General features: G+C 46.9%; 20 protein-coding genes. 14 read left to right on the top strand and 6 right to left on the bottom strand.

The genetic code is table 11. The features are described from left to right. Positions 1-9 precede the first annotated feature (9 nt). The 3 genes from cydB (at position 10) to LY387_RS20425 (ending at position 2,318) form a co-directional block, all read left to right on the top strand. Complete coding sequence (gene cydB / locus LY387_RS20435) at positions 10-1,146, top strand: cytochrome d ubiquinol oxidase subunit II (protein ID WP_234497686.1); 1,137 nt, start codon at positions 10-12, stop codon at positions 1,144-1,146. A gap of 12 nt (positions 1,147-1,158) precedes the next feature. Continuing rightward, positions 1,159-1,269, top strand: a complete 111-nt coding sequence (cydX, locus tag LY387_RS20430) for a cytochrome bd-I oxidase subunit CydX (RefSeq protein WP_234497685.1) — start codon at positions 1,159-1,161, stop codon at positions 1,267-1,269. A 275-nt stretch (positions 1,270-1,544) separates the two neighbouring features. After that, positions 1,545-2,318 carry a DeoR/GlpR family DNA-binding transcription regulator gene (locus LY387_RS20425; protein WP_234497684.1) on the top strand — a complete coding sequence of 258 codons (774 nt, stop codon included), beginning with the start codon at positions 1,545-1,547 and terminating at the stop codon, positions 2,316-2,318. A 90-nt stretch (positions 2,319-2,408) separates the two neighbouring features. Here the strand turns inward: LY387_RS20425 and LY387_RS20420 are convergent, their stop codons facing one another. Then, on the bottom strand, positions 2,409-3,197 hold the full coding sequence (locus tag LY387_RS20420; protein ID WP_234497683.1) for a DeoR/GlpR family DNA-binding transcription regulator: 789 nt from the start codon (positions 3,195-3,197) through the stop codon (positions 2,409-2,411). Positions 3,198-3,261: 64 nt separating this feature from the next. After that, entirely contained in the window at positions 3,262-4,521 is a 1,260-nt protein-coding gene (gatZ, locus tag LY387_RS20415) for a tagatose-bisphosphate aldolase subunit GatZ (protein ID WP_234497682.1), read from the bottom strand. Positions 4,522-4,728: 207 nt separating this feature from the next. Here gatZ and gatA point away from each other — a divergent pair, with 207 nt between their 5' ends. The 5 genes from gatA (at position 4,729) to gatY (ending at position 8,936) form a co-directional block, all read left to right on the top strand. After that, positions 4,729-5,199, top strand: coding sequence for a PTS galactitol transporter subunit IIA (gatA, locus tag LY387_RS20410; protein WP_234497681.1), 471 nt, complete (start codon positions 4,729-4,731; stop codon positions 5,197-5,199). Further along, a complete protein-coding gene (gatB, locus tag LY387_RS20405; protein ID WP_042475107.1) occupies positions 5,196-5,477 on the top strand; it encodes a PTS galactitol transporter subunit IIB in 282 nt (93 codons plus the stop codon). The genes gatA and gatB overlap by 4 nt, the downstream gene beginning before the upstream one ends. A gap of 66 nt (positions 5,478-5,543) precedes the next feature. Beyond that, the gene (locus LY387_RS20400; RefSeq protein ID WP_234497680.1) at positions 5,544-6,917 is read left to right on the top strand and encodes a PTS galactitol transporter subunit IIC; all 1,374 of its coding nucleotides are present in this window, start codon (positions 5,544-5,546) and stop codon (positions 6,915-6,917) included. Between the two features lie 107 nt (positions 6,918-7,024). After that, entirely contained in the window at positions 7,025-8,086 is a 1,062-nt protein-coding gene (locus tag LY387_RS20395; RefSeq protein WP_234497679.1) for an alcohol dehydrogenase catalytic domain-containing protein, read from the top strand. Next, positions 8,079-8,936 (top strand): tagatose-bisphosphate aldolase subunit GatY, encoded by an 858-nt coding sequence (gatY, locus tag LY387_RS20390; protein ID WP_234497677.1) that lies wholly within the window; start codon positions 8,079-8,081, stop codon positions 8,934-8,936. Before LY387_RS20395 ends, gatY begins: the two co-directional genes overlap by 8 nt. A gap of 55 nt (positions 8,937-8,991) precedes the next feature. Here the strand turns inward: gatY and LY387_RS20385 are convergent, their stop codons facing one another. Beyond that, positions 8,992-10,164, bottom strand: a complete 1,173-nt coding sequence (locus LY387_RS20385) for a benzoate/H(+) symporter BenE family transporter (RefSeq protein WP_234497676.1) — start codon at positions 10,162-10,164, stop codon at positions 8,992-8,994. A gap of 96 nt (positions 10,165-10,260) precedes the next feature. On the opposite strand from LY387_RS20385, the gene LY387_RS20380 reads away from it, so the two are divergent. Continuing rightward, a complete protein-coding gene (locus LY387_RS20380; RefSeq protein ID WP_234497675.1) occupies positions 10,261-10,800 on the top strand; it encodes a helix-turn-helix domain-containing protein in 540 nt (179 codons plus the stop codon). A 21-nt stretch (positions 10,801-10,821) separates the two neighbouring features. Here LY387_RS20380 and LY387_RS20375 read toward each other — a convergent pair whose 3' ends face one another. Next, the gene (locus LY387_RS20375; protein WP_234497674.1) at positions 10,822-11,058 is read right to left on the bottom strand and encodes a hypothetical protein; all 237 of its coding nucleotides are present in this window, start codon (positions 11,056-11,058) and stop codon (positions 10,822-10,824) included. A gap of 144 nt (positions 11,059-11,202) precedes the next feature. On the opposite strand from LY387_RS20375, the gene LY387_RS20370 reads away from it, so the two are divergent. The 5 genes from LY387_RS20370 to LY387_RS20350 all read left to right on the top strand — a co-directional run bounded on the left by LY387_RS20370 (position 11,203) and on the right by LY387_RS20350 (position 16,739). Next, complete coding sequence (locus LY387_RS20370) at positions 11,203-11,622, top strand: VOC family protein (RefSeq protein WP_234497673.1); 420 nt, start codon at positions 11,203-11,205, stop codon at positions 11,620-11,622. A 146-nt stretch (positions 11,623-11,768) separates the two neighbouring features. Further along, positions 11,769-12,935, top strand: a complete 1,167-nt coding sequence (locus tag LY387_RS20365; protein WP_234497672.1) for a MalY/PatB family protein — start codon at positions 11,769-11,771, stop codon at positions 12,933-12,935. A gap of 210 nt (positions 12,936-13,145) precedes the next feature. Further along, complete coding sequence (locus tag LY387_RS20360) at positions 13,146-14,423, top strand: serine hydrolase domain-containing protein (protein ID WP_234497671.1); 1,278 nt, start codon at positions 13,146-13,148, stop codon at positions 14,421-14,423. Beyond that, the gene (locus LY387_RS20355) at positions 14,420-15,226 is read left to right on the top strand and encodes a hypothetical protein (protein ID WP_234497670.1); all 807 of its coding nucleotides are present in this window, start codon (positions 14,420-14,422) and stop codon (positions 15,224-15,226) included. Before LY387_RS20360 ends, LY387_RS20355 begins: the two co-directional genes overlap by 4 nt. Before the next feature lie 277 nt (positions 15,227-15,503). Then, entirely contained in the window at positions 15,504-16,739 is a 1,236-nt protein-coding gene (locus LY387_RS20350; RefSeq protein ID WP_234497669.1) for an MFS transporter, read from the top strand. 59 nt (positions 16,740-16,798) lie between these two features. Here the strand turns inward: LY387_RS20350 and putP are convergent, their stop codons facing one another. Together putP and LY387_RS20340 are read right to left on the bottom strand one after the other, a co-directional pair. After that, entirely contained in the window at positions 16,799-18,292 is a 1,494-nt protein-coding gene (putP, locus tag LY387_RS20345; RefSeq protein ID WP_234497668.1) for a sodium/proline symporter PutP, read from the bottom strand. Positions 18,293-18,383: 91 nt separating this feature from the next. Next, positions 18,384-19,073 carry a 1-pyrroline-5-carboxylate dehydrogenase gene (locus LY387_RS20340; protein ID WP_234497667.1) on the bottom strand — a complete coding sequence of 230 codons (690 nt, stop codon included), beginning with the start codon at positions 19,071-19,073 and terminating at the stop codon, positions 18,384-18,386. Positions 19,074-19,079: the final 6 nt, after the last annotated feature.

Raw genomic sequence — 19,079 nt, 5'->3', positions numbered from 1 at the left:
GAGGTAGACATGTTTGATTATGAAACACTCCGACTCTTCACTTGGGCGATTGTCGGGATCCTGATCATTGGTTTTGCGATTGCAGATGGCTTTGATATGGGCGTAGCAGCCCTGCTGCCGATGCTCGGAAAAACCAACGTAGAACGCCGCGTAATGGTAAACAGCATTGCACCCCACTGGGATGGTAACCAGGTATGGCTGATTACCGCTGGCGGTGCCATCTTCGCTATCTGGCCAGCTGTTTACGCAACCGCGTTTTCAGGGTTTTATCTGGCGCTTGTTCTAGTACTAGCAGCATTGTGGCTACGTCCTATTGGCATGGATTATCGCAACAAAATTGATGATCCAAAATGGCGAATGGCATGTGACATCGCGCTTACTATCAGCGGCTTCGTACCACCGCTCGTCTTTGGCGTAGGCTTTGGTAATTTGTTTGTCGGTCTACCGTTCGAGCTTAATGAGCTTCTCATGATCAGCTACAAAGGCGGTTTCTGGAGCCTGTTCACACCACTACCAATTTTGTGCGGTGTGGTAGCGGTAGCGATGACGCTGTTGCAAGGCGCGACGTTCTTACAGTTAAAAACCACTGGAGACATACGTCAACGCGCTCAATCAACCGCAGTTTGGACAGCATGCTTAGCTATCGCAGCGTTTATTGGTGGCGGTCTACTCGCAAGCCATCAAGATGGTTACATCATTCAGGGAATCCTTGACCATAACGGCTTATCGAACCCAATTGGTAAAGACGTGAACTTGGTTGAGAACGGAATGTTGCACAACTATGTTGAGCACCCTGCGCTGTTTATCATCCCTGCATTTGGTTCGCTAATGTTACTTACCGCAGCGGTTCTATCTATGGTGAAAAGAGCAGGCTTAGCCTTTATGAGCTCAAGTCTGGCTATTTTCTCTATCATACTGACGGCAGGCGTGGCTCTGTTCCCAATGATCATTCCATCAAGCTTGGTGCCTGAACACAGCTTGACGCTTTGGGACGCGACCTCTAGCTACAAAACACTCAGTATTATTTCTATCATCGCTATCATCGTTGTGCCTGTCATCTTGGGCTACACCACTTGGTGTTACTACAAAATGTTTGGCCGCATTGATAACAAATTCATTGAAGAGAACAGCACCTCGCTGTACTAAGGAGAATCGAGTATGTGGTATATCTGCTGGGTACTGGGCATCCTGCTAGCCTGCTCTTTTGGCATCATCAATGCGATGTGGCTAGAACAGCGTGGTGAGCATGATGACGATGGCGAGCCATAATCGCTAGGTATTAGCAACTAGCTAGGTCTCTTGGACCTAATTGTTAACCGCTGTAGAAATCGAAAGTAGTCGCAAATGACTATTTTGATTTTTACGGCGGTTTTTACATTCAAGATGATATAAATCGATCAATTCCTCAACAAATCTTAGATAAATACCTCTACTTAAATGACTTACTAGTCAATATAGCATTACTACATAAGTGGTATACAAAAATAAAAACAAGGTTATACTATCGAAATTGAAAGAATACGAAAGACTATAAAGAGGTTGCGATGAATCAGTTAGAGCGTAGAGAGACTATCCTTCAGTCGTTAAACGACCACGGTCAGGTCCTAGTTAAGGATATGGCTGTGACTCTGAATACTTCCGAAGTAACGCTTCGAGCTGATTTAAAAGCACTGGAACAAGAAGGCAAACTCAAACGCTTTTTTGGTGGTGCACAATCCATCAAACACCTACCGCTCTCGCAGGTCGATAGTGAAGTTCAAATCGATCGCCGCTACGAAATCAACAGCAAATCCAAGCACAAAATTGCAGAAGCTGCAGCGGCCATGATTGCCCCGTCCGATACTATTATTCTGGACAGTGGTAGCACGACGCATTTAGTTGCCGAGCAACTGGGCTTGCGCGGAGGCAACACCATCATTACTAACAACCTGGCCGCTTGTGTGTCACTAATGGACGCGGAAAACACCACGCTAGTCGTGATTGGTGGCACCTACCGCAACAAAACCAAATCCCTACATGGTTTTCGAGCGGAACAGTGTCTCGATGGTGTCCAGGCAGACATATTAGTTGTTGGTGCCGATGGGCTTGATCCTGATAAAGGCATTACCACTTTTAACGAAGGTTATGCCATTACTGGAGTGATGGCGAAATGCGTGAAAAAAGTGATTGCAGTTGTCGACTCAACTAAGCTAGGTCGCATTGGCTTCAACCAAGTTCTTGATATTTCTCGTATCGACGTCCTCGTCATCGACGAAGGGATCAACGCAGAAGACAAAGCACGATTTGAGCAATGTGGTGTTCAGGTCGTCGTCGTATAGGAACTTCTCGTCGATTTCTAGCATGAAGCAGCAGCCCTAAAGAGCTTGGCTCCAAAGGGCTTATCCTCTTTCTTATATATCCAGCGACAATCAAACCGCTATCACATGTATACCTTGCGCGCGAAAATGCGTCATATCGTCATTAGAAATACCAGTATCTGTGATCAACATATCGAGCTGCTCTGGTAGCAGTACTTGATTGAACCCAGAGCGCGATAGCTTTGAGGAATCGGCAAGAATCACTACTGTTTTGGCACACTTTGCCATCATCTGTGTAACGTTATAACCCTCATTAAACGTCGTCACTCCTTTCTCTGGGTCTAAACCATCCGCACCAATAAAAGCAATATCAGCATAGACCCCATCAAAAAACTCTTCTGCCTTATGCCCGTGAATAGATTGGGAAACATTACGATATACTCCTCCGCTAATAGCGAGAGTGACTGAACCAATACCTGCTAATGTCGAGGCAGCCGCCAAGTTATTGGTGATCACTGTGACATTACCTGAGTCGGCTAAAGCTTGCGCAAGTAGATGTGTCGTACTGCCACTATCGATGATGATAGTTGAGTTAGATGCCACCATCTCTGCAGCTTTTGCTGCTATCTTTCGCTTTGCTTCATCGTTAATTTGATAGCGCTGGTTGACTGCAAGTTCGCGATCCAATCCACTTTGCGAAGCTGCCGGCATTCGCATCATGGTTGGCAGTGCCGCACCACCAAAAAAACGCTCCAGCTTCCCTTCTTTTTCGAGACTCGTGAGGTCATTTCTGACCGTGACATGAGACGTATTAAGCTCTTTAGCTAGGGCTTTGACCTCAACCGTCCCTTGTGCACAGAGTAAATCCAGTATCTTCTTTCTTCTTAAAGTGACATTCATAGGACCCATCCTTAACACTCAACAACAAACGAAGCGCCTTCGCGCTTCGTCCCTCGATCGCAGATTATTGGCAAGCCGCTGAATACTGACCAACAACCTCTTGGATTTTATCGATTATCAACGCATGAGCATTTGCTACGATCTCGCCTGAGCTGACTTTAAGATATTGATTTGGCATATACTGGCTGAGCATAGTCAGTGGAATGTCGACTTTGTTGAGGTTATCGATAAGACGACCCTGAGCAGCTTGAATTCGTTCATCCGTCCAGTAATAGCGAATGCGATCCGAGAAGCTGAAGTGAAGATTATTGATGATATCTGAGTGCTTCTCACCATAATAAGACTTCCAATACTTCGGCGTATCAAGCAATACATCATCAACGACCTTCTTAAACTGACTACTGTGCTCTGACTTCACCAAGCAGGTCTCGATTTCAGCAAGGGCAAATAGCGCTTCACGAAGGGCAAACGTGAGTGCAGGCCCCACTTTCAAGATCGAAAAGTGAGTTTGGACCAACTCTTTGAGGTGCTTGGCCGTTTGGTAATCCGTTGAGTGCGCCTCGTAAATCCATGGCGTGCCCTCGATGTAGCGTGAAATTTCTTGCGCTTCAGACTTTTGATAGCGAATGACCTTACTGTGGTCAAACTCAACTCCCGGCTGCACAACCACACCAACAACCTTTTCGATAGCATGACCAATACCAAGCGCTTCAAAAGCTGTGACATGGGTGTCTATGGTGTTACGCACGTCGGCAAGTTCTGTGACATGAACCGAGTTGATCTCGGAGGCTTCTCCCCCAGGAACAGGAACCTCTGTTCCTATGATATAGGTAATCTTGTCTCTGCTCTCTGCTGGTACATACTCTTCGGCCACCGCGCAAAGCTCAGCAGCGCGCTTGGCAACAATCGAGGGGTCTAGAGGCACGCTATCGTCAGCACATGACATCGAGGCATCCAAGTGAATCTTGGTAAAACCCGCTTCAACATACTGCTTAATTAATTCGCGTGATTTCTCCATCGCTTGATCGGAGGTTTCGTTTTGCCAACAATTTGGGCCTAAATGATCACCGCCTAGGATAATTCTCTCTATCGGAAAGCCTACATTATTTGCGATTTCGTAAACGTAACTTACGAAATCCTTTGGCTTCATACCCGTATAACCACCAAACTGGTTTACTTGATTCGATGTCGCCTCTATTACTACGGGCAACGAATTATCAAGTTCGTAACGAAAAGTCGCTTCAATCACCATAGGGTGAGCAGAACATACTGAATATACGCCTATATTATTGTTTGTTTTATGTAAACCAACGATCTTTTTCATAACTTACCTCATCGAAAACGAAAGCCATTAACACTTTCGAGTTTGCAACTGAATTAAACGAATACCCAGAAACATACCAACAAAACTTACGAATGTCTTCGTTAATTTGTGTTTATTTTCGTAGATTGACGAAATGTGCGACAGATCGCTTTTTTAATCGAAGGTTTTGATTATGATTATTCCGAAGCAAAACGAAAGGTTAAGAAAATGATAGAAACTCAGCTTCTGGTAAACACCGATGTTGACCTAAAGACAAATAAAGAAGTACTCGATCATCTCAGTGACTTCTTAATGGGCGAAGGATTTGTAAAGGAGAGCTATCACGCAGCGATTCACGAACGTGAATCCGTGTTTCCAACAGGTATCGACCTAGGGTTTGGAGCAGTGGCAATCCCACACTGTGACGCATCTCATGCGAACAAGCCTTGCGTCTATTTGATTAAACCATCTCAGGGCATTCCTTTTGAAAGAGCCGATGACGATGGTGAACTGATCGCAGAGCTGATCATCGCCCTTGTGGTCACAGACCCAGCGGAGCAGATGCAACTCTTGCGTGCCCTGTTTACCTCATTGCAGGACGAAGATTTTTTTAACGAACTCAAAAACGCGCCAACGATTGAAGCAATCACGGCCACATTCAGTTCGAAAATACTAAACAAAAATAAGGAAGTAGCATGAAAAAAGTAATTGTAGCGTGTGGCGGTGCCGTAGCGACCTCAACGATGGCCGCGGAAGAAATCAAAGAGCTATGTGAAGAGAACAACGTGGATATCGAAATTGTTCAATGCCGCGTTAACGAGATCGACACCTACATCTGCGATGACGTGACATTCATTTGCACTACCGCAAAAGTGGATCGCACCTTTGGCGACATCCCTCTGTTCCACGGCATGCCGTTTATCTCCGGTGTGGGTGCAGACGAACTAAAAGAAAAAATGCTGGCTGTTGTTCTTTAATAATCCCTGTTCGATGGCTCGGCTCCTGTATGGCCGGCCATTGAGAGACTAAAGGAATACCCTACTATGTTAAACGAAATAATCAGATACGTGCTCGATCTCGGGCCAACAGTAATGCTGCCAATTGTGATCATGATTTTCTCAATGGCATTTGGAATGAAACTGGGGGATGCGTTTAAGTCCGGTCTTCATATTGGTATTGGTTTCGTCGGTATTGGTCTCGTTATCGGTCTGATGTTGGAATCCATTGGTCCAGCAGCGCAAGAGATGACGGCGAACTTCGGCATTGAACTAAGCGTTGTTGACCTAGGCTGGCCTGGCACCGCACCGATTACTTGGGCAAGTGAGATGGCGCTGATTGCCATTCCAATAGCTATCGCAGTCAACATTCTAATGCTGGTTTCTAAGATGACTCGCGTTGTAAACGTGGATATCTGGAACATCTGGCACATGACTTTTACTGGTGCGATGGTTCACATGGCAACCGACAGCTACATGCTAGGTATCGTTGGCGTTATCGTTCACGCGGCATTTGCTTACAAGCTGGGTGATTGGTTCGCAAGAGATACTAAGAAGTACTTTGGCCTTGACGGCATTGCAGTTCCGCATGGTACCTCAGCATACTGTGGCCCTATTGCGGTAATGGTTGACGCAATCATTGAAAAGATCCCGGGTCTTCGCAATGTTCACTTCTCGACCGACGGCATTCAGAAGAAGTTCGGCGCATTCGGCGAGCCAGTGGTTGTTGGCTTCATCATGGGTCTAGCGATTGGTTTGCTCGCAGGTTACGACCTACAGAACGTGCTGCAACTAGCAGTGAAAACAGCCGCGGTTATGCTATTGATGCCACGCGTGATCAAGCCAATCATGGATGGCCTGAACCCAATTGCTAAACAAGCTCGTACTCGTCTACAAAGCAAATTTGGTGGTGATGACTACTTGATCGGTCTAGACCCTGCACTGCTGCTTGGTCAAACCAACGTAGTATCAGCAAGTCTGATGTTTATTCCTCTGACGATTTTCATTGCTGTACTACTGCCAGGTAATGCGATTCTACCATTTGGCGACTTAGCAACAATCGGCTTCTTTGTGGCAATGGGTGTGGCGGTTCACAGTGGCAACCTGTTTAGAACCATCATCTCTGGCTCTATCATCATGGCAGGAACGCTTTGGATTGCGACGCAAACCATCCCATTCCTAACCAAGCTTGGTCAAACAACAGGCCACGTAACAGGCAGCAACCTAATCGGTTCTATGGACCAAGGTGGCGCACCGATCACTTATATCCTGATTGAACTGTTCCGACTTGAAAACCTAGGTGGTCTCATCATCATCGGTGGTGTCTACGCAGTCGCTGTTGCCATGACATGGTCTCGCGCAAAGCAATACGAGAAGCAAGTCCAACAAGAGAAAGACGCGCTAACAGAAGCTAACGCTTAATCCAATTCGCTGGCAGGGCAACCTGCCAGCCCTTCACTCTTTCAAATTTAATACGTTAAGTAAGACCTACACATTTTTTGATGTGGGTGTCGTTGCGGGTAAAAACTATGAATATGAATCATCATGTCGAAGTCGTGGAGAACCAAGTACTCCAACTGACAGCCTACGACATGCCAGAACTAGGCGCAGACGAAGTGTTGGTCGAGGTGTACTACTCAGGTCTTTGTGGCTCAGATGTACCTCGAGTGTTCGATAAAGGCGCACACTTCTACCCTATCACGCTCGGCCATGAGTTCTCCGGCAAAGTCGTTGCTGTTGGCCAAGACGTTGAAAAATATACTCAAGGGGACAGTGTTTGCTGTGCACCACTCGTCCCTTGCCAAGAGTGCGATGTCTGTGAGCAAGGGTTGTACTCCCTTTGTAAGCACTACTCTTTCATTGGCTCACGTCGCCAAGGTGGTAATGCACATTACGTCGCGATTCCACAAAAATGCTGTTTTAAACTACCAAACACCGTTTCCTTGGTTGAAGGCGCATTTTTTGAACCAATTACGGTTGGCCTTCATCCCATCGTCATGGCTGGCGGATGCAAAGATAAGCATGTGATCATTATTGGCGCAGGCACGATTGGTCTACTGACTCTGCAAGTTGCAAAAGCCTTAGGTGCGGCCTCAGTGACCACCATTGACATCTGTGATGACAAGCTCGAGACAGCACGCCAATTAGGTTCTGACCGTACCGTTAACTCCCTTAATAGCGAGCAAATGGCGGAGTTCTCTGAGCTCTCTTCATCGACTCAACACCAGATGATTATTGAGCTCGCTGGCGTACCGGAGACCTTTATGCTCAGCCTAAATATTGCTGGACCTCGCGCGAGCATCTATCTGGTGGGCACCATACATAAAGATTTCAATATCGCTTACAAAGACTACGAAAAAGTACTTCGCAAAGAGCTATCGATTGCCGGCAGCTGGATGAACTACTCCTACCCATACCCGGGCGAAGAGTGGGAGATCGCTTGCCAATTGTTCTCCGAGGGCAAGGTCAACACCAAAGCACTACTTGATGGCATCTACGAACCGGATATGTACATCACACGCGTTTCACAACTACCAACACAACCAATGTCAGGCAAAATTTTACTTAGCTGGGGTCAAGAAGATGAATAACATTATCAATAGCAATTACTGGTTACGACAAGCACGACGCGATGGCTATGCGATCCCAGCGTTTAACTTCCATAACCTAGAGACAGTACAGGTAATTTTAGATACCGCCAAGTCGCTGGAATCACCGGTTATTCTTGCGGGCACACCTGGCACCTATGGCTACGGCGGCTCACGCGAACTTCTGCACATGGTGAATGCCGCAGCAAGAGAGCGCAACATGCAAGTCGTGGTGCACCTTGACCACCACCATGATCTTAACGACATTCGCGAAAAGGTAAGACTCGGTATTCGCTCAGCCATGATTGATGGAAGTGCTCTGCCTCTGCAAGAAAACATCGCACTTACACGTGAAGCCGTACAAATCTGTCATGCTTATGGCTGCTCTGTTGAGGCAGAAATTGGTCAGCTTGTTGGTCAAGAAGACGACCTTATCGTTGAGTCTGTGAATGACCCATATACACACCCTGAAGATGCCAAGCTTCTCGTAGAGCAAACCGACGTCGACTCACTTGCGATTGCCATCGGTACCGCCCATGGCATGTATAAAGAAGAGCCGAAACTGGACTTTGAACGCCTAGAGAAGATTGCTTCGATGATTGATATCCCACTAGTTCTTCACGGAGCGTCAGGTGTTGCCAGTCGTGATGTACAACGCTGCATCGATTTAGGTATCGCAAAAGTAAACGTGGCGACAGAGCTTAAAATCGCCTACTCGGATGCACTCAAGGTGGTTTTAAAAGAGCAGCCTGGTGTAAATGACCCTCGCGTTTATAACGAGCTACCAAAGTCTGCCATGGCGAAAGTGGTAGAAGACAAAATCATGATGTGCCGAAGCCAAGGTAGACTCTAGTTTCCACATATGAGCAAAGCAGTCCCCCGATAGCTGCTCCTGATATAAAGGCCACTTAGTGGCCTTTTATCTTATTATCAGAGAACAATGACGCATAACCCCAGCCGACAATCAGCCCCCACAAGGTCGCATTAATACCTAAAATCGTCACACCCGATAGCGTCACCACCAGCACCAACAGAGCTGGCTCCCGGTAATCTGGCGAATCAAACGCACTTTGCAGGCACATCATCAGGGTTCCAAGCAGCGCAAAGCCAGCAAGCATATGAGTGATTTCCTTTGGAAAGGCTAAAAACATCGACACCACGACGGATGCTAATAGCCCAGCAATGAGATAGAACACTCCAGCCCAAATCACGGCTTTGTATCGCTTGGTCTTGTCACTGTCTACATCGTCATTCATGCAAATCGCCGCCGATATCGCCGCTAAATTGACACTAAAACCGCCAAAGGGTGCGGATAGCACGTTTGCAAGACCCGTCCCCACGAGTACTGGCTTCACGGGTGTCTCATATTGATAGCTTTTCATCATCGCCACACCCGGAAGGTTTTGAGACAACATGGTTACAATATAAAGCGGCAAGGAAATATTGAGCATTGCTGACCAATCAAACATGGGCGTCACCCAGCTCGCTTGGGCAATTGATAGCTCTGGGTTTGAGAACGATTCACTATCAGCAGAAAACGCCAAAGCGCATCCAACAACAAGCAGCAGCAACATCGTGTACTTAGGCACAAAGCGCTTACTGGCGATAAAGGTGAGAAACATCCATAAAAACGCATAGGGTGTCGTCATTGCAGGCTCAAATGCGCGAACACAAAATGGCAACAAAATCGCACCTAACATCGCGGTCGCAAGAGGGGTTGGAATACGTTGCAACGCTCGAGCAAGCGGAGAGACAAGACCAGTGATAACAATCATTAGACCAGACACAACAAAGGCACCTATCAAAGCTGACATGTCGTATTCCGCGGCTGAGCTTACCAGTATCGCAGCACCCGGCGTCGACCACGCGGTCAAAATAGGCATTTTGTAATACCATGAGAAGCCTATCGACGTGACTCCCATCGTTACACCAAGCGCGAGCAACCAACTCTCTATTTGCGCGGGAGACGCCCCTGCTGCCGTCGCGGCTTGCAATATAATCACCACCGAACTGGTATAACCGACGAGCACCGCCGTAAAGCCCGCTGTGATGTGGTGCAACGTGGAAATATTTTGGCTCATTGTCATCCCTTTCTGTATAGTAACTCCATCTGTGCGTAATAACGCACAAAACAAAGATAGCACTGTGCGCTATAACGCACAACAGGAACAGAGCCAATGCAAGACTCCAAATTTAGGTCTGAGATCGCCCAGTATCTAAAATCAGAACGAAAGAAAAAGAAGTTAAGCCTAGATGCGACATCCAAACTCACTGGCGTATCCAAAGCCATGCTTGGGCAAATAGAGCGAGAAGAATCGAGCCCGACGATCGCTACTTTGTGGAAGATCGCCAGCGGACTTGAAACCTCATTCTCGGCGTTTTTTGCCAACGAACCCAGCTTGCAAACTCCCGAACGCCTGTTTCCTGACGATCCACGAATGAAGGTAAAACCGTTATTTCCTTTTCAAGAAGACACTGGTATCGAGGTCTTTGAGATCACGTTGTCAGGACATCATCAGCAAATGTCTAGTCCACACAGCGTGGGAGTGATTGAGCATGTGCATGTGATAAGTGGCCAAGTGCAGATATTCTTTGACCAAGAGTGGCACTTACTCAATGCCGGTGAAAGTTTGCGTTTTTACAGTGACCAGCCGCATGGCTATGAAGCGGTATCAGAAGACGCGGTATTCCACAATATCGTGAGTTACCCTAGATAATAAAGGCAGTCATAGTACTGCCTACTCATACTGAGCAATACTGTCATCAATGCTACCTATAGAGTACAGCACCAGCTCCTCCGGATTTTCCCCTTCGCCTAACGCGTGTACATCCTCACCCTCAGCAATGAGTTGTTTGATGATGGCTAACCCTCTCTCCTGCGGCACTTGAATGATGATAGGCATCTCAGAGGCAGACACACCGTACTTAGTGGCAATAAGCAGCTCTTTTACCCGCTCTTTCTCGCTTTTTTCCATAGATCTCAATCCTGTTTTGTGTGCTGTCGTAGAGGTTGTATCAGGGTTATTTTAGCTCGTTTACCATGCTTCGCCATTGACTGACTTTGACTACAACCTGTACGGTACTTTTACCGCTCCCAACGAGTTCACAAAGGTAAACCAATGAAACAAGGCATCGCTCACATTGCTCTGGTCGTCAAAGACTACGATGAAGCCATTGATTTTTATGTGAATAAACTTCAGTTTGAACTGATAGAGGACACCTACCAACCCGAGCAAGACAAGCGCTGGGTGGTGGTAGCACCGCCAAACTCTACAGGAGCTACCATTTTGCTCGCCAAAGCTTCAAAACCAGAACAGCATGACTTTATCGGTAATCAAACCGGTGGTCGCGTGTTCCTGTTTCTCAATACCGACGATTTTTGGCGCGATTACGAGCGCATGCGTGCTTTCGGTATCCATTTTGTTCGCGAGCCATCAGAGCAGGACTACGGTTGGGTTGCTGTGTTTAAAGACCTATATGGCAACCTCTGGGACTTGCTGCAATTGAATCCGGATCACCCGATGGCAAAAAGGCTGTAGCTCACAGTAGACAGCGCATTTCACATGCCCAACTGAAGAAAACTGTCGTTTAATTTTCACATTTCCAGAAATATAAAAATACTTTTCGTCTTTTTTCACCCTGCTTCGTCTTATAGGTACACACGAACCAAAACTAGAGACCTATTATGTTAAAAGTCACTCCTGACAACCGAGAAGCATCGAACAAGTTCATTAAACACGACAGCAACATGCTTAAGCAGATTTATGGCACCGATGATGTCACACCGTATTGGATCGCCGATATGGAGTTTCCGATTGCTTCGCCTATCACTCAGGCAATGCAAGAACTAGTGAACCGTGAAACCTACTCTTATGAGTTCGATTCACAAACGGTATTCAGCGCTATTTCCAATTGGAACCAAAAGCGTCACGGCCTAACACTTGACCCCAAACAGTTCGTGCAAGTACCGGGCGTATTGAGTGCGATCGCACTTCTGATTCGAGAGTTCACGGAAAAAGGCGACGGCGTACTCATTCAAACTCCTGTTTATCATCAGTTCCGACGCTTGATTGAATCTGCAGGTAGAGAAGCTGTAAGTAATAAACTCAGCGTTGCTGACGGTCGCTACGTTATGGATTTTGACGCGCTAGAGAGTCAACTGCGTGACAACAATGTAAAAATGATCCTTCTGTGCAACCCACATAACCCAGTTGGTCGCGTTTGGAAACCAGACGAATTGGAAAAGTTGGTCGCAATTGCTGAAAAACATCAAACGCTTATTGTCAGTGATGAAGTTCACGCAGACGTCGTATTCGAGGGAAATACATTCACGAGTATTGCCTCTTTTGACTATGACAACACCATCACGATTATTGGCTCGCCAGCAAAGAATTTTGGACTAAATAGTATCTCCAATGGCTACATCTACAGCGCTAATACTGAGCTCAAAGATCAAATCAAAGCAACGGTGGCGTCCATGTCGCTCGATCATGGCAACGTCTTTACTACTCGTGCGACCATTGCAGCTTATGAATACGGCGAAGCTTGGTTCAATGACTTCGTCCAATACACCCAACGTAATCGCGACTGGATTGTGACCTTCATGCGTGAGCAACTACCTCAAGTGACTGTATTCGATCCAGAGGGAACCAACCAAATTTGGTTCAACTTTAGCGGGCTGAATCTTGATTCTGACGCATTAAAGTCAGTGCTGGTAGACGAGGCTAAGCTCGCATTAACACCGGGGACTTGGTTTGGAGAGCCGGACGAAAACTTCTATCGCATGAACTTTGCAGCGCCACTTGAGCAAATACAAAACTCATTGTGGCAGCTCAAAAAGGTGCTGAGCTAAGCTTTTGAACGCTTGGTAGCAGCAACTTAACTCAACAAATAGATCTAAAGGCGCGAGAGCTTGTGACCTCGCGCTTAATTCTGAATGCCTCTCTACCCATTTCTAATTTCGTTCGTATTGCTCACAATTCACACCCTAGACTACCGTGTTTCCAAAATCATCTAAGTGCCTCAGCAGAGGCGAATCGAAAATTAATTTGGGAAGATGGCAATGAAAAAAACACTCCTCGCTTCAGTTCTGGCGTTAGGTTCACTAAACGTTAATGCCGTAACATTTACTGAACCAGATTTAGACTATATTGCTGCCGCTGAGGCTTATGGCATTACGGGCGAAACATGGGAAACGCCCGAGTTTATCGCCTCGGCAATGCCACACGTCTACAAGTTCACCCACAGTTATACCTTACACAAAGGCGACTATGTCCTGGAACTCCCTAAGGGCAAGCCTCTCGATCTAGCCAACGTTATGGTGCCTGACTACGATGGCGAAATGTCGGCCAAAGACTTCATGCTTAACCGCATGCAAAACCACAACGCGGTGATTCTCAAAGATGGTAAGCTTGTTCATGAGCACTTTGGTAATGGCATGACGGAGTTTTCTCCTCATTTGGATATGTCTGTTTCTAAGTCATTTACGGCGATGGCGGCTGCCATTGCGGTTGGAAGAGGTCACTTGAATTGGGATGACTTCGCGGTGAAGTATGTTCCAGAGCTTCAGGGATCTGCTTTTGAAAACGCGACCGTTCAAGAAGTGTCAGACATGCGTACAGCCGTCATCCTCGCACCGGGTACGAAAGAGAAGTACTGGGATGTTCGCTTATCTAACGCACAGGGCTATTACGGTGAAGAGGCTGCTGAACCATACCCAAATGGCACCTTGGACTTCTTCCCGCTGATTAAAGAGCGCCAAGCGTATGCCATGGGTGAGAAGTACGACTATCAAGATGTGAACTCAGAGCTCCTGGGTCTCATTGTTGATCGCGCGACTGGTCAATCCTTTACCAACATCCTCGAGCAAGACCTGCTACAAAAAGTGGGTGTCGCGGCCGATGCTCACTTTATGTCGGATAAAAAGGGGCTAGCGATGGGCTCTACCGGTATGAATATGGCAACCAAGGATCTTGCACGCGTTGGTCTACTGTTCCTCAATGACGGCAAAAATGACAAAGGCGAGCAAGTGTTGCCTGCAGAGTTTGTAAGAAACCTATGGAAAGGCAACAAAGAGGTTCGCAGAGCGTGGCAAAAAGGGAAAGAATCGGTGCTCGCTTCAGGCTACTACAAAGACCAATTCCGCGTACTGGAGATTGGTAAACACCGAATCCTAGCCATGGTTGGTGTTAATGGGCAAATGTGTGTGATGCACAAAGAAACCAACTCGGTGATTGCGCTCAACGGTGCCTACCCAATGGCAGAAACGCCTCGCTTTGCGGCAATGCAATTCCATCAGTTAGTTCCAAGCATTCTCGATGCACTGGAGCCGCCACAATGAAAACACGTTGGACGCCAATACTGATTGTTTCGCTATTCAACGTTAGTTTTGCACAAGCAGAAACGACACAACCTGACCCAAGCGATTTAACGCAAGTAAACTCGTTTGTCTTTGGTACGGTGGATAATCAGGGCATGCTAAAAGGGATGGTGGGTCTTGCAGGGCAATACTCAGAAGACAACACCTTCATGGGACTGGTCGAGCACAACCTTGCGACCAAAACCAACAGCACCGGAAGTAAAGACAACAACACTCGTCTTCGCTACTTTCAGGTGCTGGACGTTGATAGCGCGGCAATCAAGCAAGCCGGATTCTCTGTCGATTACATTCGCGGTTGGGAGAACACTAATGGTATCGGTTCAGACTTGGTCGCCATCGGTACCATAGCCAAAGTAGCTACACCTTGGGAAGCGCTCTCGATCTATCCCAATGTCGCTTATGTTATGGGAACGGCGAGACAGGATGGAAGCATGGACGCTAGCCTAAGCGGCTATCAACTGAATCTATTCGGTTCATTGTCTATTGGTAATTGGGGTCAATATGCCGTATTCCAACCTCAGTACATGCATGTGAGTGGTGACGTTGACTCCGATAAAAACAGCGGAAATCTTAGAGTATTTGGCGATGTCTTACAGGTGAAAACAGGCTACGGCCAACCGATTTCCAAAGATGGCTTGTGGTGGGTTGAAGCTTCGCACACCTATACCAAGTCAGAATTGGAGGCGAAATCGAACTCAGGAGGCATTGCCTTACCTACCGATAATGATCATAAGTTTGAAGTGGGTGTGGCGTACTATTTCTAACAGGTCTAATAAAAAACACACGTGATATCCCTAGCGCTCTGATTACTGGTAGAGCGTTCAGGGATAGCCTCCCCCTAAATTATCGAGTGATACGCTGCTTTTGAACTCCCTGTCAATAATTATTATAAAAAAGCTAATAATCATTTAGCTATTTACCATCTAGTTCTAATTAATCAACTCTTCTATTCTCCTTCCCAACGACGTAAGGCAGGTACCTTACGCCACCTTTATCAATATGGGTGTGATGAAACACATGCACCTAGACTGGGAATCAAACATGAACACTGTTACTCAAAGTAAACCGCTCAGCCATAGTGTTGGGCTCACTCTTCTGGCAGGGCTTCCTCTTTTCACACTTTTGCCCTTGGGTCTAGATATCTTCTTACCAGCAGTTCAACAGATTGGTGAGTACTTCAATAACGCCGACCTACCTTCAATGGCGATCAGTGTATATATGCTTTTTTGGGGCATTGGGCAGCTTTTCTGGGGAGGTATTGCCGATACCCTTGGTAAGAAAAACATCGCTATGATTGGCATGATACTTTTCGGGTTCAGCTCTTATCTTATCTCAGGTGTCGAGGACACCCAATCGCTCGAATTCTTGGCTTTTCGAGCACTTCAAAGCTTTGGTGGCAGTGCTGGCTTTACCGCTATCTTCGCTATTATCAGAATGCGTTTTGAAGGGGAAACACTCAACCGTGCATATAGCTACCTAAACGGAATCTTAGCATTCGTGCCCGTTAGTGCACCTCTGATTGGTGCCTATGTCGTTGCGAACAACGCTTGGTTTACCCTGTTTACTATCATGGCGTTAATGGGAGTGATTAGCATTGGTTGGATCGCTCTAACGCTACCTAATGATAAAGCGCAGACTCCTATCAAACGTGATGAACCTGTTTCACAAAATCTCGGCAAACGATACTTATCGGTACTTTCAAACACGCGCTTTAGAACCTATCTGTTCTTTGCTTTGACAGCACAAAGCTTGTTTATTTATCTACTTACTGTGGCGCCTATGTACCTAATGGGGCGCCTAGGAGTCTCACAGGTTTCGTTTGGCCAGATGTTTATGATTATCGCATTGGTGTTTATGGTCGGTAGTTTCCTATCACCAAAAATCAATGCACTAATGACTATTCGCTCGCTCATCGGTCTATCACTAGGGCTCATTGTGGCAGGCAGTGCCATCATGTTTGTGATGAGTGGGATAGAAATGTGGTACTCGCTAATTCTACCAATGGTTATCATCGCGACGGGTTGCACCATCCTACTGAGCAGCAGCCCTGCAAATGCACTGGCAGACTTTAAAGAGAACGCTGGCACGGCGAGTGGCCTGTATACCGCGACAACTTTTGGTGCTGGTGCCCTGATTTCAGCGCTGTTTACAAAACTTATCGACAGTACAGACTTAACGCAGGTCGCTCTCGTCTATGGGTTAACCGCACTGATTGCGTTGCTGGCCTTAGCATTGAACAAGACTGTTCAACCGACACAAAATAGAATCGCAAAGTAGAGCGACAAAACGAAAAAAGCCCCGAAAGAATTTCGGGGCTTTGACGACTAAAAGTTCAATTAATCTAATTCAACGAGATTCTTCTCAAACGTCGCGTGCTGTGCCTGAACATCTTTATCAGGACCGCCCGTCATAGAGCTCACTACCATGATTGAAATCCAAGATAGAATGAATCCAGGGACGATTTCGTAGATATCGAAGATACCGCCAGAAAGCTGTTTCCATACCACGATAGTCACACCGCCGACGATGATACCTGCGATAGCGCCGTTACGGTTCATACCGGCCCAGTAAAGGCTAAGTAGGATTGCAGGACCAAACGCCGCACCAAAGCCTGCCCAAGCGTAAGATACGAGACCTAATACTGAGCTGTCTGGCGTCATAGCGAGTACAAGAGCAATCACAGATAGTAGTACAACGCCAACACGACCGACCATTACAACCTGCTCAGACGTCGCATCTTTGTTGATGATTTGCTTGTAGAAGTCTTCTGCTAGTGCTGAAGACGATACCAATAGCTGTGAATCCGCAGTACTCATGATTGCCGCTAGAATCGCTGCAAGTAGGATACCTGCAATCACTGGATGGAATAGTGCGTTAACAAGCAGCATGAAGATCTTCTCACCATCAGCCAGAACGTCACCGCCAGTATTAGTGATGTACACAAGACCAACCACACCCACTAGCAGTGCACCAATCATAGAAAGACCAGACCACACAACCGCGATGCGGCGCGCTGTTGTTAGATCTTTATTGGTACGTGATGCTTTGAAACGCGCCAAGATGTGTGGTTGACCGAAGTAACCAAGGCCCCATGCGACCAATGAAATGATGGCAATCGCAGACAGAGGCTGACCTTTCGCATCATTCCAAAGTGTCAGTAGTTCAGGGTTAATCGCTTCTAGGTCTGCCGTTAGCTGACCAAGACCACCTTGCATACCAATTACCGGTACAATCATTAACGCAGCTGCCATGAGTAGGCCCTGAACTAAGTCAGTCCAAGATACCGCTAGGAAGCCACCAAATAGTGTGTAAGACACAACACAAACCGTGCCGATAATAACCGCGATTGTGTAGTCTAAGCCGAATACCGTTTCAAACAGTTTACCGCCTGCCACTAGACCAGAACTGGTGTAGAAAAGGAAGAAAAGCAAAATGAAGAACGCAGATACAACCTGAATCACCTTAGAGTTATCGTTAAAACGACGAGATAGATATTCAGGAAGAGTCAGAGCGTCAGTCGTAATACTGTAAGTACGTAGTCGTTTCGCGCAGATCAGCCAGTTCAGCCAAGTACCCACTAATAGGCCACCTGCCAACCAAAATGCCTCAATACCGGCTGCGTAGGCGTAGCCTGGCAAGCCAAGTAGTAGCCATCCACTCATGTCTGATGCACCAGCAGATAGCGCTGCAGGCCAAGGGCCTAAAGAGCGTCCACCAAGAAAGTAGTCGCTTGAGCTCGCTGTGCGCTTATAAGCGATCACACCGATAGCAAGCATCATCGCCAAGTAAGCGATAAAAGTTGTCGTAATAGCGAAGCTATTTTGAATCATTATTATTTCCTCATCCTAGAATTCAGCCCCCAACATGCTTAGTGCTGGAGGCTGGTAGGGCGGCGTGGAGCGGGTCCGAAGACCTTAGCCACTAGCTACCAAGTTCAAGCAAGGTAGCGTTGCCCCCCACTGCTGTGATGTTGATGGTTCTTGTTCTTTCCGTTATGAACCTCAACACTAGATTCGGATCGTGCGACGTTGGAAGTGACGCCAGATCCGTTTCAGACACCAAAAGACCTATCGCTCCATCGCGATTAGCCAGTTGATGGTTAACCTGCCATTGTGTTTCTTCAGAGCCTACAAGACCGACTACACGCACATCGAAATCGATGAAGGTAGTGGCTTCTTCTAAAGCGACAATCTGGACTAGGTTAGAAGGCAGCTGAGAACGCTCGACTGCCGAAATTAAAATTTGATTAAACTTCTCGTTACCAGTGCAAACAATGACGCCATTGCCAGCAATAAGCGCCGCTGCTATTTGAGCTACTGCAGCAATCTTTGCTTGCGCCTCTTCACTCTCAAGCACCACCAAAGCCACGCCACGACCTGCGGCGTAAAGCTCATTGGTTTCGCCCGTTGGCCCCGGCATCACATGCGGGTTAGCGAGCAGGATATTCGCTTGCTGAACATGGAACGCCATCACGCTTGCTAGCGTCGCGTTCAGTTCTGCCATATTGCGCTGAACAGAGAGTAAGCACTCACGCTGCTCAGTAAAATCAGTAACATTCCAGCTCTCCCATGCATTCAAAACATCAGAGAAAATTGTTGCGTTATTAACCATGACTCT

The organism is Vibrio maritimus, from assembly GCF_021441885.1.
GTDB classification, from domain to species: Bacteria; Pseudomonadota; Gammaproteobacteria; order Enterobacterales; family Vibrionaceae; genus Vibrio; species Vibrio maritimus_B.
The sequence above is the reverse complement of the archived record's forward strand: the minus strand, read 5'-3'. Positions and strand labels throughout refer to the sequence as shown.